At 74.2% G+C, this 16,116-nt stretch carries 17 protein-coding genes; 9 read left to right on the forward strand and 8 right to left on the reverse strand.

What is annotated here, in order from left to right:
• The first annotated feature begins 59 nt into the window (after window positions 1-59).
• From OVN18_RS10695 to OVN18_RS10705, 3 genes are all read left to right on the forward strand, one after another.
• Window positions 60-500, forward strand: coding sequence for a hypothetical protein (locus tag OVN18_RS10695; RefSeq protein WP_267780765.1), 441 nt, complete (start codon window positions 60-62; stop codon window positions 498-500).
• A gap of 105 nt (window positions 501-605) precedes the next feature.
• Complete coding sequence (locus OVN18_RS10700) at window positions 606-866, forward strand: hypothetical protein (protein ID WP_267737011.1); 261 nt, start codon at window positions 606-608, stop codon at window positions 864-866.
• Window positions 867-966: 100 nt separating this feature from the next.
• The gene (locus OVN18_RS10705; RefSeq protein ID WP_267780767.1) at window positions 967-1,377 is read left to right on the forward strand and encodes a hypothetical protein; all 411 of its coding nucleotides are present in this window, start codon (window positions 967-969) and stop codon (window positions 1,375-1,377) included.
• A 296-nt stretch (window positions 1,378-1,673) separates the two neighbouring features.
• Here the strand turns inward: OVN18_RS10705 and OVN18_RS10710 are convergent, their stop codons facing one another.
• Window positions 1,674-2,537: a DUF429 domain-containing protein gene (locus OVN18_RS10710; RefSeq protein WP_267780769.1), complete on the reverse strand. Its 864-nt coding sequence runs from the start codon at window positions 2,535-2,537 to the stop codon at window positions 1,674-1,676.
• Window positions 2,534-3,499 (reverse strand): carbohydrate kinase family protein, encoded by a 966-nt coding sequence (locus tag OVN18_RS10715; protein WP_267780771.1) that lies wholly within the window; start codon window positions 3,497-3,499, stop codon window positions 2,534-2,536. Before OVN18_RS10715 ends, OVN18_RS10710 begins: the two co-directional genes overlap by 4 nt.
• A 143-nt stretch (window positions 3,500-3,642) precedes the next feature.
• On the opposite strand from OVN18_RS10715, the gene OVN18_RS10720 reads away from it, so the two are divergent.
• The 3 genes from OVN18_RS10720 to OVN18_RS10730 all read left to right on the forward strand — a co-directional run bounded on the left by OVN18_RS10720 (window position 3,643) and on the right by OVN18_RS10730 (window position 5,704).
• Window positions 3,643-4,413 (forward strand): DarT ssDNA thymidine ADP-ribosyltransferase family protein, encoded by a 771-nt coding sequence (locus OVN18_RS10720; protein ID WP_267737015.1) that lies wholly within the window; start codon window positions 3,643-3,645, stop codon window positions 4,411-4,413.
• A 279-nt stretch (window positions 4,414-4,692) separates the two neighbouring features.
• Entirely contained in the window at window positions 4,693-5,457 is a 765-nt protein-coding gene (locus OVN18_RS10725) for a hypothetical protein (protein ID WP_267780773.1), read from the forward strand.
• A 76-nt stretch (window positions 5,458-5,533) separates the two neighbouring features.
• On the forward strand, window positions 5,534-5,704 hold the full coding sequence (locus OVN18_RS10730) for a hypothetical protein (protein ID WP_267737017.1): 171 nt from the start codon (window positions 5,534-5,536) through the stop codon (window positions 5,702-5,704).
• 28 nt (window positions 5,705-5,732) lie between these two features.
• On the opposite strand, the gene OVN18_RS10735 is transcribed toward OVN18_RS10730, so the two are convergent.
• A complete protein-coding gene (locus tag OVN18_RS10735) occupies window positions 5,733-6,068 on the reverse strand; it encodes a DUF3024 domain-containing protein (RefSeq protein ID WP_267737018.1) in 336 nt (111 codons plus the stop codon).
• A 131-nt stretch (window positions 6,069-6,199) separates the two neighbouring features.
• Between OVN18_RS10735 and OVN18_RS10740 the strand changes: the two genes are divergently transcribed.
• Complete coding sequence (locus OVN18_RS10740) at window positions 6,200-9,817, forward strand: AAA domain-containing protein (protein WP_267780774.1); 3,618 nt, start codon at window positions 6,200-6,202, stop codon at window positions 9,815-9,817.
• 13 nt (window positions 9,818-9,830) lie between these two features.
• Here the strand turns inward: OVN18_RS10740 and OVN18_RS10745 are convergent, their stop codons facing one another.
• The 4 genes from OVN18_RS10745 to OVN18_RS10760 all read right to left on the reverse strand — a co-directional run bounded on the left by OVN18_RS10745 (window position 9,831) and on the right by OVN18_RS10760 (window position 13,310).
• Window positions 9,831-10,337 (reverse strand): PKD domain-containing protein, encoded by a 507-nt coding sequence (locus OVN18_RS10745; protein WP_267780775.1) that lies wholly within the window; start codon window positions 10,335-10,337, stop codon window positions 9,831-9,833.
• Window positions 10,338-10,711: 374 nt separating this feature from the next.
• On the reverse strand, window positions 10,712-11,296 hold the full coding sequence (locus tag OVN18_RS10750) for a hypothetical protein (protein WP_267780777.1): 585 nt from the start codon (window positions 11,294-11,296) through the stop codon (window positions 10,712-10,714).
• A gap of 68 nt (window positions 11,297-11,364) precedes the next feature.
• Entirely contained in the window at window positions 11,365-11,826 is a 462-nt protein-coding gene (locus tag OVN18_RS10755) for an SRPBCC family protein (protein WP_267780778.1), read from the reverse strand.
• Window positions 11,826-13,310: a phytoene desaturase family protein gene (locus tag OVN18_RS10760; RefSeq protein ID WP_267780779.1), complete on the reverse strand. Its 1,485-nt coding sequence runs from the start codon at window positions 13,308-13,310 to the stop codon at window positions 11,826-11,828. Before OVN18_RS10760 ends, OVN18_RS10755 begins: the two co-directional genes overlap by 1 nt.
• 111 nt (window positions 13,311-13,421) lie before the next feature.
• Here OVN18_RS10760 and OVN18_RS10765 point away from each other — a divergent pair, with 111 nt between their 5' ends.
• Together OVN18_RS10765 and OVN18_RS10770 are read left to right on the forward strand one after the other, a co-directional pair.
• Complete coding sequence (locus tag OVN18_RS10765; RefSeq protein WP_267780780.1) at window positions 13,422-13,850, forward strand: hypothetical protein; 429 nt, start codon at window positions 13,422-13,424, stop codon at window positions 13,848-13,850.
• 51 nt (window positions 13,851-13,901) lie between these two features.
• Complete coding sequence (locus OVN18_RS10770) at window positions 13,902-14,615, forward strand: esterase/lipase family protein (RefSeq protein ID WP_267780781.1); 714 nt, start codon at window positions 13,902-13,904, stop codon at window positions 14,613-14,615.
• Here the strand turns inward: OVN18_RS10770 and OVN18_RS10775 are convergent.
• Window positions 14,612-16,018: a DUF2510 domain-containing protein gene (locus tag OVN18_RS10775; protein WP_267780782.1), complete on the reverse strand. Its 1,407-nt coding sequence runs from the start codon at window positions 16,016-16,018 to the stop codon at window positions 14,612-14,614. The genes OVN18_RS10770 and OVN18_RS10775 overlap by 4 nt on opposite strands.
• Window positions 16,019-16,116: the final 98 nt, after the last annotated feature.

Raw genomic sequence — 16,116 nt, forward strand, 5'->3', positions numbered from 1 at the left:
TCCCCGCCGACCCCCAGCGCACTCGCCGACGCGGGGCGCACGCTCCCGCCATGGGATGGATGACGAAGAGATCGTCCCTCGCCGGGCTCGCGACGGCGACGACGACCGATGATGACGACACCGTGACCGACTGGTGCGCCGATGACCCGACGGGCTCGATCGCCGTCGTGCACGAGCGCCTGGCCTCGACCGGGTCGGCGCCGGCACCGCTCGCCGGCCCCGTGCTCGACGGAGCCGTCTCGGCGACCGTGCTCGAGCGGGTCGACGGCCTCATGCAGCAGATGCGGCACGACCTGCACGGCGGGCATCATCTCGAAGCCGCCGCGCTGCTGCGCGAGAGGCTCGCCGCCTGCCGCATCGAGCTCGAGGATGCGCAGATCGAGGCGCTCGCCGAGGAGCTGCGCGACGTCGATCACAGCCGGGCGCGGCGGGAGGCCGCCGAGGCGGAGGATGCCGAGTCGGAGGATGCCGCGGCCGCGCCCGCGACGTCCTCCGACTGACGATCTCGATCTCCGCCCCCCGTCCGTTCCGCTGCGCGGCGGTGGCCGACGCCGTCGCGGGCGCGTCCGCAGGCTCCATCCGGGCGGGCGCGGCATGATCGGGGGATGACCCACCCCAACGACGCCCCGAGCCCGCGCCTCGACCCGGCCAACGCGCAGTCAGAGCCCATCGAGGACGGCGCCCTCGAGGCGACGGACGAGGACAAGATCGCCGGCATCGTCGCCCAGACGCGGCAGGATCTCGCCGGAGGCCACCAGAAGTCCGCGCGCGAGCTGCTACAGCAGCGCTTCGACCAGTCCGGTATCGAGGTCGAGGGCGCCCGGGTCGCGCAGCTCGCGGAGGGTCTCGAGGCGGACACGGCCTGATCGGGCGGGCGGCCGACGGCGGCGATGCTCGACCACGGCGTTCAGGAAACGCACGGCGAGCATCCACCTTCACCGCCGGTTCGGCGAGCACCGTGTCGACATGACCTGGAAGAGCACCAGCACCGGCCCCCTCCCTCGCGTGCGCCCCGAGCCGGGAGCGGCGAGCGCCAACCGCTCCCTGCCGAGCGGCCCGTGGACCCTCCAGCCGGCTCCCAAGGCGGAGCCCACCACGATGGAGATCCCCGTGCTCTCGGGCGCGACGGCGGCCCTGCGCCGGCAGAAGGTCGCGGGACTGATGGAGCAGATGCGGCACGACCTGCGCGGCGGCCACCACCTCGAGGCCGAGGCGCTGCTGCGCGAGCGGCTGAAGGCCAGCCGCGTCGAGCTCGCCGAGGAGCGCATCCTCGCGCTCGCCGAGTCGCTGCGCGACGTCGACCGCGCGCGCGCCGAGCGCGAGCGCCGCGAGGCGGAGGAGGCCGCGGAGGCCGCCGAAGCCGCTCCCGCCTCCTGACCGATCCGGATCGCGGGCTCGTAGCGCAACCCCCTTCCCGGCTGCGCGCCGACCGGGCACGCTGGGCACTGCGCCGCGGCGGCCCGTCGAGCGCATCCCGAGCGGAAGGCACCCCATGACCTGGCAGAACGAACCGTCACCCGAGAACCTCGAGGAGCGCGACCGGGAGGGTGCGCCCCACGCGGAGACCACCGTCGACGGCTCCGCGGCGTCCGACGGAGGCGCTCGACCGACCGCACCCCACACGGGCGAGGGGACGCAGGCCCGCACGCCCCCGGCGCCGGAGTGACCGGGCGCTAGCGGCGCTGCTCGGGCCGGGCGGGGGCGACGATCGTCGCTCGGCGGCCGAGCGCGTCGACCTCGCCCGGGGTGGCGGAGTCGGGCGCGCCCAGGACCTGGACCCGCGAGGGCCCCTCGGGCGCCCGCGCATCTCGGAACCAGAGCGCCGCGGTCCAGGCGCACAGCACGGCGTCGAGCAGATCCTCCCGGTGCTTGTAGGCGCGGTCGACGAGCGGGGAGGGCTCGGTCAGCAGCTCCGCCGTCCGCTCGTGCGAGTCCATCCGCAGGGCAGGGCTGGCCGCCGACAGAGTGGCCATGCGCGCCAGCAGCTCGTCCGCGGCCGCCGCGCGCCGAGCGCGCGCCTCGTCGCGGGGGATCCCGGGGATGAGCCGCTTGTACCGGGGCCGCTCATCCTCGTAGCCGAGCTCGGGCGCGCCGACGAGCGTGGTGAACGGGTAGCACTCGAAGGCGACGGTGACGCCCGCGGGCGGGGCGGTGGTGCCATCGGTGTACCGGATGCCCCGCTCGCCGAGGCGCTCGAGCAGCAGCTCCCCGGCGCGCGCCGCGAGGGTGCGGCTGCTGGCGTTGGCGCCGACCTTCCAGCGCCCGTACCCGCGGCCGACGGCGCGCTCGGCCTGGCGCATCCCCGTCTCGTTGACGACGATGAGCGGCGCATCGATGGCGATGACGTCGCCGGGCCGTTCGTGGCCGAACACCCAGTCGGCGACCTCGTCGACGCCCCGCGCCCAGCCGGCGTCGAGGACGGCGCCCTCGGCGTCGAGGAGGCACAGCCCCGTCTCGTTCGGCGGACGAGTGCGCCCCGTGACAGCGTGCGTCGTGCCCAGGCCCCAGGCGAGATCGATGCCGAGGAACCGGGTCACTCCGGCGCGCCGGGCGCGCTCCGCTCGAGCATCTCGAGCGAGGTGGGCGGCTCGGCACCGGCGCGCGTCACCGTGATCTCGGCGGTGCGCTGCGCCCAAGCGCCGACCCGGCGCAGGGTGGCCTCGTCGAGCGCGCGCAGCTCGTCGCGGTGCTCGGCCCCGAGCAGGCCGAGAGTGCCGAGCGCGGCGATCAGTCCGGCGGTCACGGCGTCGCCGCCCCCGATCGTGTCGGCTACGGGCACGGGCCGACCGCTCAGGCGCACGCGGTGGTCGGCGGTCGCGATGACGATCCCGGCCTCGGCCTGGGTGACGACGACGATCGCGGTGCCGCCCGCCAGCCACCGGTCGATGACCGCGTCGAGGGGCTCGTCGGGGTTGAGCCAGGCGATGTCCTCGTCGCTCGCCTTGACGATGTCGCTCCGGGCGGCGTGGCGGTCGACGCGCTGCCGGGCGGCGTCGGGATCGCGGTCGACGCGCGCGCGGATGTTCGGGTCGAAGGTCACGGTCGCCGCGGCCGCGTAGCGCTCCACGAGGGCGTCGACGGTGTCGGAGCCCGGCTGGAGAGCGGCGCCGAGCGAGCCGAAGTGCACGACGTCGGCGTCACCGCGTGGCAGCGGCACCTCGCCGAGGTTCCAGGAGAGGTCGAAGGAGTAGTCCGCGGCGCCGTTGGCCGCGATGCGGGCCTCGGCGGTGGAGGTGCGACCCGCTCGGGGAGCGGTGTAGACGTCGACGCCCTCCGCGACGAGGCGCTGCTCGATCGTGTCGGCGCGCTGGTCGGCGCCGAGCTCGGTGACGAAGGCGACGTCGACCCCCTGGCGGGCGAGCCCGATCGCCGTGTTCATCGGGCTGCCGCCCGGCATCTCGCGCACCGACTCGCCGTCGGGGCCCTCGGTGACGAGGACGTCGATGAGCGATTCGCCGATGACGAGCGCGCGGGTCGCGCGCGTCGGAGTCGGGGTCATGGGCTGCTCCTCGTCATCGTCGTTCGCGGGTGATCCGAGCATAAGCGAGCCGTCCGGCCGCGAGCGCGTCAGCACGCGCCGCGGAACGGGCGTACCGTAGACCTTTGGGCCTTCGGCCTGAAGACGATCTGAGGAGCAGCGACATGGACGAGTGCATTCACGGTTTCGAGCCTGGAATGTGCGCCTCCTGCTTCCCTCCGCCCGAGCCCGAGAAGGTGGTCGTCAAGCGGCCGTCGAAGCCGGCGAAGACCGTGCTGCGCACTCCGGCCCCGGGCACCGCGGCGGCCGCGAAGCCCGAGCCCCGGGCATCCAACCTGCCCCAGCGCATCTTCCACGTCACCCACGTCGAGAACCTGCCCGCGATCCTCGCGGCGGGGGAGCTGCTGCCGAGCAGCGAGGCCGAGCCGGCCGTCAAGCTCAGCAGCCCGATCACCGGTGAGCTGCGGGAGACCGCGCGGGCGACCGAGGTCGCGAGCGTTCTCGACTGCGTCGCCTTCTCCCTCAGCCCGCGCGCCACCTGGTGGTCGGAGGTCCAGGACGGCGCTGCCGGCCCGACGTGGAGCGACCAGGCGCGCCAGGCCCTCGCCGTCGACTTCGTGGTGCTGGGGGTTCCGATCGCCGCGGTCGCCGAGCGACTGGTCGTCACCGACGGCGACGCGGCGGCGATGGTCACCACCGTCGGCGCGACGCCGCTCGAGGCGAAGCGGATGCTCGCTCGCGCCGCGCTCGACGACGCCGTGATGCAGGCCGCCGAGGCGCTGGTGCCCGGCACCGTGCCCCTCGACTCCGTCGCGCTCGTCGCCGTCGCCAACGACAAGCGGCGCGACGAGGTCAAGCGCATGCTGACCGCGGCGGGCGTGCCGGCCAAGGTCGCCGTGTACCCGCCCTGGTTCGTGCCGACGCCCCTCGACTGACGCCCCGCGGCCGGCGCCCGTCGACCGACGCGGCCGGGCACCTCGCCGACCCAGTGGTCGGCGGGCGTTGCCCCGGAACGGGGGGTTGCGGATGGCGGGCCGCTGTCGCACGATGTCGAGACAGAGCGACCACCCCTCGCCCCGCGCTCGACCCGACTCAGCTCGACCCGATCACGCACGACCCGACCCCGTCGCGCGCCGCCCCCGAACCCGGCGCGCGATCACCCGAACCGCACCCATGCCGTCGCACCCCGACGGCATCCCGATGGGAGCACCGCCATGCCCGAAACCCTCAGCCCACTCGGTCTCCGCACCCGCGAGTCCGGCCCCCTCCCCGCGCCCCTGCTCGCGCGGCCCGACGACCTCGAGCGCCTGCTCGACGACGACGGACTCGCGGCGTGGATCGCCGACGAGCTCATGACGCCCGGTGCCGTGCTCTCGCCGACGGCGATCGATGACGCGCCCGCGGCGCCCGCGATCGGGCGCACCGCCATCACGACGATGATGCGGCACACGCTGCGGGACGCGCACCCGCTCGTCGCGCGCTTCCTGCCCGTCGAGCTGCGGGCCGAGGCCGCGCTGTCGGGCGCCGGCACCGCCGCCCACGCCCGCCTGGAGCAGGGGGCGCGACTGCTCGCGCGCCTCATCGCCCACTACTGGGCCGCCGTCCGCACCGCGTACCCGCAGGCCTGGTCCGACCGCGACGGCCACCTGCTCTTCTCGCGCGAGGGGCTCACGGCGCTGAGCCGCTTCGGCGCCGAGGTGATCACCGCCCGGGTGTCCCGGCACGAGATCCTGCCCGAGTACTTCGTCACGGCGATGCAGCCCGTCGCCGAGCGGGTTCCGCTCGCCCGTGCATCCCGGCCCGCCCTCGCCCCGCACCCCGCTGCCGATCAGCTCCTCGCCGAGCTCGTCGCGGCCCTCCGCGGCGCCGATGCCGAGACCGCGGCCGGGCAGTTCCCGGTGAGGGCGACGTGGGGGTCGACGGCCAGTCCGATCAGTGCGCCGTGGGAGTCTCCCGCGAGCCCCCACAGCCCGGCCTGACGGTCGTGATCCGGCCGTCCGGGTCCCGCGCGCCCCGGACTGTCGGCATCGCGGGCTCGCATGGCATGCTTCGACCATGACCACTAACGACCCGAGCGGCCTCCTCGGTCTCGGCCTGATCGGCATCCTGTTCCTCGTCGTCGCGTACATCGCGGTCGTCGCGATCGGGTTCTGGCTCCTGTACACGGTCATCTGGCGCGCGGTGCGGCGCGGGATGCGCGAGTTCCACTACCCCAAGCAGGACTGAGCGGCGGGGCTCCCGGCGCGGTCGCGCGTCACCCCCAGAGCAGCGGGTCGTCGAGCGCGTCGAGCCTCTCGAGCACCGCACCGATCGAGGCGGTGGGCGGGAAGGGCGCGTACCGGTGGAACGCTCCTCGGTCATCCCGCCAGTAGATCGACCACAGCGCCGTGGTCCCGGTGTAGCGCAGCCGCACGAGCGGGCTGCGCGTCCATGCGCCGCCGGGATCGTTCGAGGGCGACCGCACCTCGACGAGGGTGACGTGGCGCGACTCGATCTCGCACTCGATGCGCCACTCGGCGCGGTGCGCCGGCGGCACGCGGTCGCGCGCCCAGGCGCCGATGGTCAGCAGGTCGTCCGGGGGGATGGGCACCGGACGATCCTCCCTCATCGCGAGGCGCCCGTGCCGCGCCGCCGACGGTGACGCGGTGTCGGATGCCCGGCCTACGCTGGCACCGGGCTCCGGCCCGTCACTCCCGCCACCGATCGACCGACAAGGACGCTGTGTTCCTCCTCACCGACGACGAGACCCGACCGCTCCTCGTCGTCTCGGCGAGCGACCTCACCCGGGCGAGCGAGTGCGAATTCGGCTTCAGCCGGTCGCTCGATGCGAAGCTCGGCCGCGTCGACGCCGTCGTCGACGAGCCCGATGCCATGCTGCAGCGCGCCGCGGCGCTCGGCACCCAGCACGAGGATCGCGTGCTCGAGCAGTACCGGGCGAGCGGGCGGGTGATCGAGATCGCCCGGCCCGAGCGTCTCGATCGCGCAGGGCTCGCGCAGCGCGCGACCGAGACGGCGTCGGCGTTCGCCGCCGCGCCCGACACGCTCTTCCAGGCCACCTTCTTCGACGAGGCGCACGCCGTGGTCGCCGAGGGAACGCCCGACCAGCTCTCGGTCGGGTTCCTCGGCTTCGCCGACTTCATCGTCCGCGCGCGATCCGAGGGAGGGGCGTCCGACGCCCCGGCGCGCTGGCGCGTGCAGGACACCAAGCTGTCGCGCCGGGCGAAGGTCACCGCCCTGCTGCAGCTCGCCGCCTACGCGCAGCAGCTGCGCCGCCTGGGCCTCGTGGTCGCCGACGAGGTCGATCTCATCCTGGGCGACGGCGGCGTGAGCATCCACCGTCTGGCCGACATCGCCCCCGTGCACCGGCACCGCGAGGCCCGGCTGCTCGCCCTCATCGAGCGCCGCCGGAGGGCGACGGGGGCGACCCCGTGGCGGGATGCCGATCTCGCGCACTGCGGCGACTGCGCGTGGTGCCGCGCCGAGATCACCGCGCACGACGACGTGTGGCAGGTCGCCGGGCTGCGAGCCGGGCAGTGGAGCCGTCTCGCGGCCGCGGGCATCACGACGCTGCCCGGCCTGGCCGACTCCGTCGGCCCCGTCGGCGGCATCGGCGGCGCTGCGCTCGAGGGCCTCCGCGCGCAGGCGCGGCTGCAGCACGCCGCGGTCATCGGCGCGCCGCCGCCTGTCGAGTGGACGAATCCGGAAGCGCTGCGGGTGCTGCCCGAGGCGAGCCCCGGCGACATCTTCTTCGACTTCGAGGGGGACCCGCTCTACCGCGAGGCCGGTCTCTCCGCGGGCGGGGCCGCCGGAGGGTCCGGGGCCGGGGCCGGGGCCGGGGCCGGGGTCGGCGGTGATCGGTGGGGGCTCGACTACCTCTTCGGGCTCGTCGATGCCGAGGGCCGGTTCACGGCGTTCTGGGCGCACGATCTCGCCGAGGAGCGCCGGGCGCTGCGCGGATTCCTCGATGATCTCGCCCGACGACGGGCCGAGCATCCGCAGATGCACGTGTACCACTACGCCCCCTACGAGCGCACGCATCTTCTGAGCCTCGCCGCGCGGCACGGCGAGGGCGAGGACGAGGTCGACCAGCTGCTGCGCGAGGGCGTGCTCGTCGACCTCTACCCGATCGTGCGCGCCGCGATGCGGCTCGGCTCGTCGAGCTACTCGATCAAGAAGCTCGAGCCGCTGTACCTGCCGGAGGCGCGCGCGGGAGCGGCGGTCGCCGACGGCGCTGCCTCCGTCGACCAGTACGCCAGGGCCATCGCCGCCCGCGACGACGGCGACGAGACGGGCTTCCGGCTGCTGCTCGACGAGATCGCCGCGTACAACCGCATCGACTGCGAGTCGACGCGGGCGCTGCGCGACTGGCTCGTCGACCGCGCGGAGGAGCACGGGGTGCCGACCGGGTCAGCAGCGCTCGACGGCACCGACCCGCCGCAACCGCGGGAGCTCGAGCCGAGCCCGCTGCGCGAGTCGCTTCTGCGGCTCGCCGGCACGGCGGGGGAGCCGGACCGCACCGACGACGAGCGCGCCTGGGCCTTCGCGGCCGCCGCGATCGATTACCACCGGAGGGAGCACAAGTCCTTCTGGTGGGACCACTTCGCCCGCCTCAGCGCTCCCGTCGCCGACTTCGCCGACACCCGTGACGTGCTCTCGGTGACCTCGGGCGAGCAGCTGACCATGGTCTGGTACCGGGACACGCCCCGGCAGAGCCTGCGCCGCCATGTGCGGCTGAGGGGCGGCTGGGCGCCGGGCAGCCGACCGTCGCTCTCGAGCCAGGCCGGGCCGTTCGCGCTCTACGACCTGCCCGGGCCCTTCGCGGCGCCGGGCGCCGACCCGCTCGCTCGTCCCGCTCGTTCCGTCCGCATCATCGCGATCCACGATGACGGCGTGACGATCGAGGAGACCCTGCCCAAGGGCGTCGACCCTTACGACGACATCCCCGTGGCGCTCACGCCCGCGTCGCCTCCGTCGCCCGGTCAGCAGAAGCCGGCGATCGAGGAGTGGGGGCGTGAACTGGCCGAGGCCGCGCCGGAATGGCCCGTCGATCCCGTCGGAGACCTGCTGCGGCGCATCCCGCCGCGCACGCGCAGCGGAGCTCTCGCGCCGGTGACGGTCGACGCGCAGGGGGAGCCCGACCGGGTCTCGGCCGTCGTGGCGAGCCTGCTCGATCTCGACCGCTCGTACCTCGCGGTGCAGGGCCCTCCCGGCACGGGCAAGACCTACCTCGGCTCCCGCGTCGTCGCCCGGCTCGTCGCTGAGCACGGGTGGCGCGTCGGCGTGGTCGCCCAGGGGCACAGCACCGTCGAGCACGTGCTCAGCGCGGTGGTGGATGCCGGTCTCCCGCCCGCGCGGGTGGGCAAGTGCCCGCGCGAGGGCGAGGCGGAGGAGACCCGCGCGTACACCGTCGTTCCCCGCGGCACCCTCGGCAGCTGGATCGGCGAGCAGCCCGCCGGCTTCGTGGTCGGCGGCACCGCGTGGGATCTCGCCGATCCGAAGCGCGTCGGCCGCCGCAGTCTCGACCTCCTCGTCGTCGACGAGGCGGGGCAGTTCTCCCTCGCGGCGACGATCGCCTCGGCGATGTCGGCGCGAGCGCTGCTGCTGCTGGGCGACCCGCAGCAGCTGCCGCAGGTGAGCCAGGGCTCGCATCCCGAGCCGGTGGACGGTTCCGCCCTCGGCTTCCTCAGTGCGGGGCACGACGTGCTGCCGGCCGAGCTGGGCTACTTCCTCGCCGAGTCCCGCCGCATGCATCCCGCCGTCTCCGACGTCGTGAGCGCGCTGTCGTACGAGGGCGCTCTGCACGCGCATCCGTCGGCGGCGCTGCGGTCTCTCGACGGCGTCGAGCCGGGCGTGCACGCGGTGCCGGTGGAGCATCACGGCAACGCGGTGGATTCGCCGGAGGAGGCGGCGCGCGTCGTGGAGATCGTTCGCGGGCTCCTCGGTACGGCGTGGCGGCCGTCAGCAGACGCGGTTCCGGATGCCCTTCGCGACTCCGACGTCATCGTCGTCACCCCGTTCAACGCGCAGCAGCAGCTCGTGCGCGAGCACCTCGATGCGGCGGGTCTGACCGGCACCCGCGTCGGCACGGTCGACAAGTTCCAGGGGCAGGAGGCGGTGGTCGCCATCGTGAGCCTGTGCGCGTCGAGCGCTGCGGAGGTTCCGCGCGGCTTGGATTTCCTGCTGAACCGCAATCGGCTCAACGTGGCGATCTCGCGGGCTCAGTGGGCGGCCTTCGTCGTGCACTCGCCCGCGCTCGTCGACTACCTGCCCCGGTCGGCCGAGGGGGTCGCTGAGTTGAGCGCGTTCCTGCGCATCGTGCAGCCTGAGCCCGGCGCCTGAGGTCGAGCGCGGGTCAGCACCCCGGCCCGGAGGGCTGCTGCCGGCAGTCGCCGCTCACGAGCACGGTCGTGGCGCCGGTCGTGACGACCTCGAGCGGGGGAGCCGGCAGGGTGAGCACCCCGGTGACGGGGATCCACGGGCTGCCGGCGTAGCGGTACTCGGCGGTGTACTCGACGGTGAGGGTCAGGGTGTAGCTGCCTCGCTCGCGGTAGACGTGGCTGGTCGCGGTGGGGTCGAATTCGCGGGCGCCGAGCGCCGCCCAGGAGGCGCCGGCGGTGCCCGTCCGGGATCGGGTGCCGTCGCCGTAGTCCCACTGGTAGGCGTAGGGAGTGAAGCGCACCTCGGCGGGCTGGCCGAGCAGGGTTCCGGCGACGACGTGCTGCCCGATGGTCGCGTAGGGGTTGAAAGGCAGGCCCACGATGGCGACGTTGGAGGGCTCGGAGGCGAGGGCCGCGGTCTGCGGGCGGAAGGTGACGAGGTCGGTGATGGTGATCGCGGGCTGCCCGGGCGGGGTGGCCACGGGATCAGCCGGCTCGGCCGGGGGGACGTAGCCGCCGAGCGCTTCCTCCGAGCAGAAGCGGGCGGAGAGCGTGGGGCAGGCGGCCCCCCGCGCGATGGGGAGGGCGCGTTCGTAGGCTTCGGGCGGCGGTGGTGGGGCCGAGGGGGCGGCGCTGCCGACAGTGTTGCCGGAGGAGCCGCCGCCCCTGGGCCCGTCGGTCCCCGCGTCGAGCGTCCTTGATTCCTGAAGCGAAACCGATTTTCCGTCGGCACTTCTGACTGGATTCCCCGGGCAAGCATCATTTGCGAATTCAGACTGGCCACACGCCCAAGCCGACGACATAGATAATCCCGAGGCAAAGACGCCAAGGATGATCGCGATGATCCCGATAATGGCTACTCGGCGCATTCGTCGCCCTCTGACCAATAATCCCGCTGAGCTATAACGAGCCTTCCGTCCGAGGTGGATTCGACAACGACGTCGAAGGTGCCGAGGTTAACTCGGTCCGGATTCGTCACATCTTCGCCAGTAGCGTCGAAGATGCGGACGTCCTCATTAGTCACACAGGCGTACATTTGGAGCTCGATACCGCCGCTGGCGTCATTTGCGTACTGCTGAAGCTTTACGCCGGTTAGTCGAAGCGATCCCGTCCAGCGCTCTCCTGCCGCGACCGTGGTTTCTATAGAGGCGAGTTCGTCTTCGTAAATCTCTTCCGTAAGGAGCGGCTCGAGACGCTCTGGCGCGGATCCGCTGTCTTGAAGGATGGCTCCGCCGATGGCGAGGTACTCCTCGTACACCGCCGTCGCGGCCTTGAGCGCCTCCTCCTCGCTCGCGAACAACGGCGAGGCGGTCGGCGTGGGGTCGGCGTCGGGGATGGCCGGGGTGTCGCTGCATCCGGCGAGGGCGACGAGGAGCGCGGCGGTCGCGGGGAGGACGAGCGACCGGGGTGGCAGGGCTCGGCGGGCGCGGATCGTGGGCATGCGCGAGAGGGTAGAGCGAGCATCCGCCATCGCCGCGGCCTCTCTCCACACGCGCGGCGCGCCCGTCCTCAGTCGGCTCTGGTGCCTCCGCGGCCTTCGGCCATGAACGCGAGCCGCCGCAGCGTCTCGCGGTTGCGCACCCGCAGGACGGCGTCGGCGAGCGGGGCGGGTACGAGGGCGCCGGGCCCGCGCTCCGCCCATTCGGTGAGGCGCACCACGCAGCCGCCATCGCCCCGACCGGCGCGCTCGCGGGCCTCGATGATCACCACCGCCTCCCCGAGCGGCCAGCCGGCGGGCGTCATGACCGCGCGCCGGGGCGGATCCCACTCCCGCATGACGGTGACGTCGTCGATGAGCGCGGGCCAGATGCCGAACGAGTGGTGCAGTCTCCCGCCCGCCTCGGGCCAGCCCGCCTCGACGGCGCGCATGCGGGATGCTCCCACCACCCAGGTCGGGAACATCCAGCCGTCGGCCAGCACGTCGAAGACGTCCTCGGGCCGGCAGCGCATGGCCATGACGGTCACCGACATCAGCGGTCGATGCCGAGGTGCGGCAGCCGGTGGATGCCGAGCTCGTGCCGCAGGGCGCTGCGCGCGGCGTAGGCGCCGGCGAGCCCGTGCACGCCCGGCCCCGGGGGTGTCGCCGACGAGCAGAGGTAGAGCCCCGGAACCGGGGTGCGCCACGGGTCGCGCGACAGCACCGGGCGCGCGGCGAGCTGCACGAGCGAGGGCGCACCGACCGCGATGTCGCCGCCGAGGTAGTTGGGGTTGCCGTGCTCCATCTGCGCGGCGGAGGATGCGGCGGAGGCGATGATCACGTCCCGGAATCCGGGGGAGAACCGCTCGATCTGCCGCGTCACCGCCTCCGTGGGGTCGAGGGTCGACCCGGCGGGCACGTGCGTGTACGCCCAGAGCGTGTGCTTACCGGCGGGCGTCCGCGTGGCATCGATCACGGACGGCTGGGCGACGAGCACGTAGGGGGAGGTGGCGTGCCGTCCGGAGGCGACCTCGAGCTCGCCGTACGCGATCTCCTCCCGCGACCCGCCGAGATGCAGCGTCGGCACGGCGGCGAGATCCGCCGCCGCCCACGGCACGGGCGCATCGAGGGCGAAGTCGACCTTGGCGACCCCGTTGCCGTAGCGGTAGTCCTCGAGCCGGCGGCGGTAGGCATCGGGCAGCGCATCGCCGGCGATCGCGATGAGCGCCGCGGGGGAGGTGTCGAGCAGCACGATCGGGGAGCGCGGAAGGTCGCCGAGCGATTCGACCTGCACGCCCGTGACGATGCGGCCGCCGTGGGCGCGCAGATCGTCGGCGAGGGCATCCGCGATCGCCTGCGAACCGCCGACGGGCACCGGCCAGCCCCCCGCGTGCGCCGCGGTGCCGAGCGAGAGGGCGACACCGGCGGTGCCGAGGGAGGGCATCGGCTGGATGGAGTGGGCGGCGACCCCGGTGAGCAGCGCCGGCGCCTCCTCCCCGCGGAACCGCTCGCCCCACAGCGGCGTGCCCTGCTCGAGCGCGCGCAGGCCGAAGCGCAGCGCGGTGCCGAGGTGCGGCGGCACCCTCAGCAGCGGCGACCCGGTGAACTGGGCGACCTCCTGCGAGCGGGCGACGAGCGGAGCGAAGAGCCGACGCCACGCGGCACCATCGGCGCCGAGCCCCTCGGCGGTGCGATCGAGGTCGTGCCAGGCGATCGCCGCGCGCGCGCCGTCGAGGGGATGCCCGTACGAGGCGTCGGGCACCCGCAGCTCGATGCGGCGATCGAGCTCGAACCGGCGGAAGAACCCCGAGGCGAGCGCGAGGGGGTGCACGGCGGAGCCGACGTCGTGCCGGAACCCCGGCAGCGTCAGCTCGGCGGTGCGCGCACCCCCGCCGATCGTCGCCGAGCGCTCGATGACGAGCACGTCGAGTCCGGCGCGGGCGAGGGTGACGGCGGCGGCCAGACCGTTCGGGCCGGCGCCGACGACGATCGCGTCGGCGGGGCCGATGTCGGAGCGGCTCGAGAGGCGATCGGTCATGCCCCGACCCTACGCACCGCGGGCCCTCCCCGGTCGGGCGCCGCACACCGGATTCCCCGGATCGCGGGTGCGCGCCGGTCGGTCGCGAGCGGGCGGCGCAGGATGCCCGGCATGAGATCCCCGACCGGACACCCCCGCCCTCCCGCCCACGACGACGAACCGCTGCGCAGCGACGAGCAGGTGCTCGATCGCGTCGCCCGGCTCGTCGGAGCGGCCATCCGCCCGCAGCTCTGGCTCATGATGCTCGATCCGCGCGATCGGCAGCTGCCGCTGCTCGTGCCCGTCGAGGGCATCCCCGCGCATCCCGAGCTCGACGCGGTGGACGGGATGGCCCGCATCATCGAGCAGCTCGCGCGCTCGGCCGGCGCCGCCTCGGTCGTGGCGGTGCTCGAGCGACCCGGTGGCGAGCATCCCGATCGGGGGGTCAGGGCCTGGGGCGCGGTGCTCGTCGACGCGGCGGCCGAGGCGGGCATCCCGTTGCGCGCGCTGCTGCTCGCGCACGACGCAGGCGTGCTCCTGCTCGGCATCGACGACCTGTGAACGCCGTGCGAGCGCGACCGGGCCGTCAGCCCGGTGGGCGAGACTGGGGCCGTGCACCGCCTCACCACCGCCCGCGAGATCGTGCAGGACTACGGCTACGTGCTCGGTCGACGCTGGCTCTCGCTCCGACGCGGCATGACACCGCCGCCGCCGAGCTCGACGCCCACCGCGCGGCCGGTGCTCCTGATCCCCGGGGTCTTCGAGACCTGGCACTACCTCGATGCCGTCGCCACCCGCCTGCGCGAGCAGGGGCACGCCGTGCATCACCCGGCCGAGCTCGGCTTCACGCGCCGCCCCATCCCCGAGACCGCGCTGATCGTGCAGCGCTACCTCGAACGCCTCGACCTGCGCGACGTCGTCATCGTCGGGCACTCCAAGGGCGGGCTGATCGGCAAGCTGCTGCTCATGCAGGATCGGGATGCCCGGATCGCGCACATCATCGCCATCAACGCCCCCTTCCCCGGCTCGCCTCTGGCCCGCTACGCGGTGAGCGCCTGGCGCGAGTTCTCTCCCGCCCGCCCCGTGATCAGGGAGCTCGCCGCCGCGACCGAGGTCGACGACCGCATCGTGTCGATCTACAGCCGATTCGATCAGTACGTGCCCGGCACCAGCAGGCTCGCCGGCGCGCGGAACGTCGAGATACCGGTGGCGGGGCACTTCCGCGTGCTCGCGCACCCGCAGGTGCTCGACACCGTCGCACGGTGGGCGGCGGAACCCGCGGCCTCGGCACGGCCCTCGAGCGCGGCGGCTCCTCGGGACGACTAGACGAGGCGGTAGGAGAAGGCTCCGGCCGGATCGGTGATCGTCACCTCGACGAGCGCGGCGACCCCGATCTCGTCGTGCGCCTCGCACACGAGGACGGCGCCGTCGACGAGATCGATACCGCTGGGGCAGAGCACCGAGTAGGGCATGCCCTGCTGCGCGAGAGACGCGGCGAGCGAGGACTCGATGCTGCCGATCGCCGAGACGCTCGTCAGGCTCGCGGCACCCACGCCGACGGCGACGCCCGCACCGACCGCCACGAGCGCGAGGGCGACGATGTACCCGACGAGCGGCGCTGCCGCCCGGCGTCCGCTCTCCCGCAGGGCGACGACGCGGGCGACGAAGTACGCGAACGGCCCGAGCAGCACCGCCCACAGGATGGAGGGCCGGCGATCGTGGCCGAGCGAACCGAGGCGTCGGCGATCGAGGGCCGAGAACAGGATCGTCCAGATCAGCGTGCCGACCCCGATGGCGGCCACGGCGATGAGCACGCTGCCGGCCATGAGCAGCACGCTCGGATCGGGGAGGACGAGCAGCACGAACACCGCCGCGAGCGCCGCGGCGATCGCGAGCGGCATCAGCGCGAGCGCCCAGGCTCCGAAGGTCGCCGTCGAGAGGGCGCCGCGGATGAGGTACGGAGGAGCCGCCGCAGACGAGGGGTAGGTGCGCGCCATCGGCTGGTAGTCGGCCGACGCGATGTCGACGACCCGATCGGGAACGGCGAGCTGCGGCAGCACGGGCCAGCCCGGGGCGAGCATCTCGGGCGGCGCGGCGGTGCCCGCGAGGGGCGGTGCCGCCTCGGCGAGCCGCGCGGCGGTCGTCGCGTCGGGCTGCGGTTCGGCGGTCGGGTGATCCGAGGCGAGCCCCGGGTCCGCCGTCGGCTCGGCGGCCGGCCCGGCGGTCGCGGCGACGGGCGCCCAGGCGGCGTCGATCTCGCCGGGATCGGGGGTGGCGGCCGAGGTTCCGCCGTCCGGGGGAGCGGCGAAGGGGGCGGACATGACGGGCGGAGAGGAGGCGGAGGCGGCCTGCCGGCGCTCGTCCAGCGCACGTCGCTCCCGCCGGCTGAGCGGTGGGGCGGCATCGAGCGGCGCGGCAGACGCGGCGGCGGAGAAAGGCTCGGCGCCGGGGTCGACGGTCGGGTCGCTCGTCGGCCGGTCGACGGATAGGCCGGGGTCGGGCTCGGCGGTCAGGCTCGAGCCGGGCTCGACGGACGCGCTCGACGCGGGCTCGGCGGACGCGCTCGACGCGCTCCCGTTCGCGTGATCGTCCGAGCTCGCCGCGGACGGGGCCTCGTCGATGAGCACGCTGTGCTCCGTCCATGCGGCGCCGTCCCACCACCGGGCGGTGCCCGGGCGTGCGGCATCGGGATACCACCCCGCCGCCGGCGTTCCGGCACGAGAGTCCATCGCGGTCCCCCCTCAGGTTCCGTGATTCGGGTTCACGGAGTCGACTTCGGCGAGTGTACGTCGGCTTCGACGCCGGCGCACGACCCGCGACAGGGGGG

Origin of the sequence: Microcella daejeonensis (assembly GCF_026625045.1) — a bacterium.
GTDB classification, from domain to species: Bacteria; Actinomycetota; Actinomycetes; order Actinomycetales; family Microbacteriaceae; genus Microcella; species Microcella daejeonensis.

Bases quoted from the DNA above. Each gene is read 5' to 3' on its own strand.
- OVN18_RS10695 (WP_267780765.1), top strand. From the start codon at position 60: ATGACGAAGAGATCGTCCCTCGCCGGGCTCGCGACGGCGACGACGACC.
- OVN18_RS10700 (WP_267737011.1), top strand. From the start codon at position 606: ATGACCCACCCCAACGACGCCCCGAGCCCGCGCCTCGACCCGGCCAAC.
- OVN18_RS10705 (WP_267780767.1), top strand. From the start codon at position 967: ATGACCTGGAAGAGCACCAGCACCGGCCCCCTCCCTCGCGTGCGCCCC.
- OVN18_RS10715 (WP_267780771.1), bottom strand. From the start codon at position 3,499: ATGACCCCGACTCCGACGCGCGCGACCCGCGCGCTCGTCATCGGCGAA.
- OVN18_RS10720 (WP_267737015.1), top strand. From the start codon at position 3,643: ATGGACGAGTGCATTCACGGTTTCGAGCCTGGAATGTGCGCCTCCTGC.
- OVN18_RS10725 (WP_267780773.1), top strand. From the start codon at position 4,693: ATGCCCGAAACCCTCAGCCCACTCGGTCTCCGCACCCGCGAGTCCGGC.
- OVN18_RS10730 (WP_267737017.1), top strand. From the start codon at position 5,534: ATGACCACTAACGACCCGAGCGGCCTCCTCGGTCTCGGCCTGATCGGC.
- OVN18_RS10750 (WP_267780777.1), bottom strand. From the start codon at position 11,296: ATGCCCACGATCCGCGCCCGCCGAGCCCTGCCACCCCGGTCGCTCGTC.
- OVN18_RS10755 (WP_267780778.1), bottom strand. From the start codon at position 11,826: ATGTCGGTGACCGTCATGGCCATGCGCTGCCGGCCCGAGGACGTCTTC.
- OVN18_RS10760 (WP_267780779.1), bottom strand. From the start codon at position 13,310: ATGACCGATCGCCTCTCGAGCCGCTCCGACATCGGCCCCGCCGACGCG.
- OVN18_RS10765 (WP_267780780.1), top strand. From the start codon at position 13,422: ATGAGATCCCCGACCGGACACCCCCGCCCTCCCGCCCACGACGACGAA.
- OVN18_RS10775 (WP_267780782.1), bottom strand. From the start codon at position 16,018: ATGGACTCTCGTGCCGGAACGCCGGCGGCGGGGTGGTATCCCGATGCC.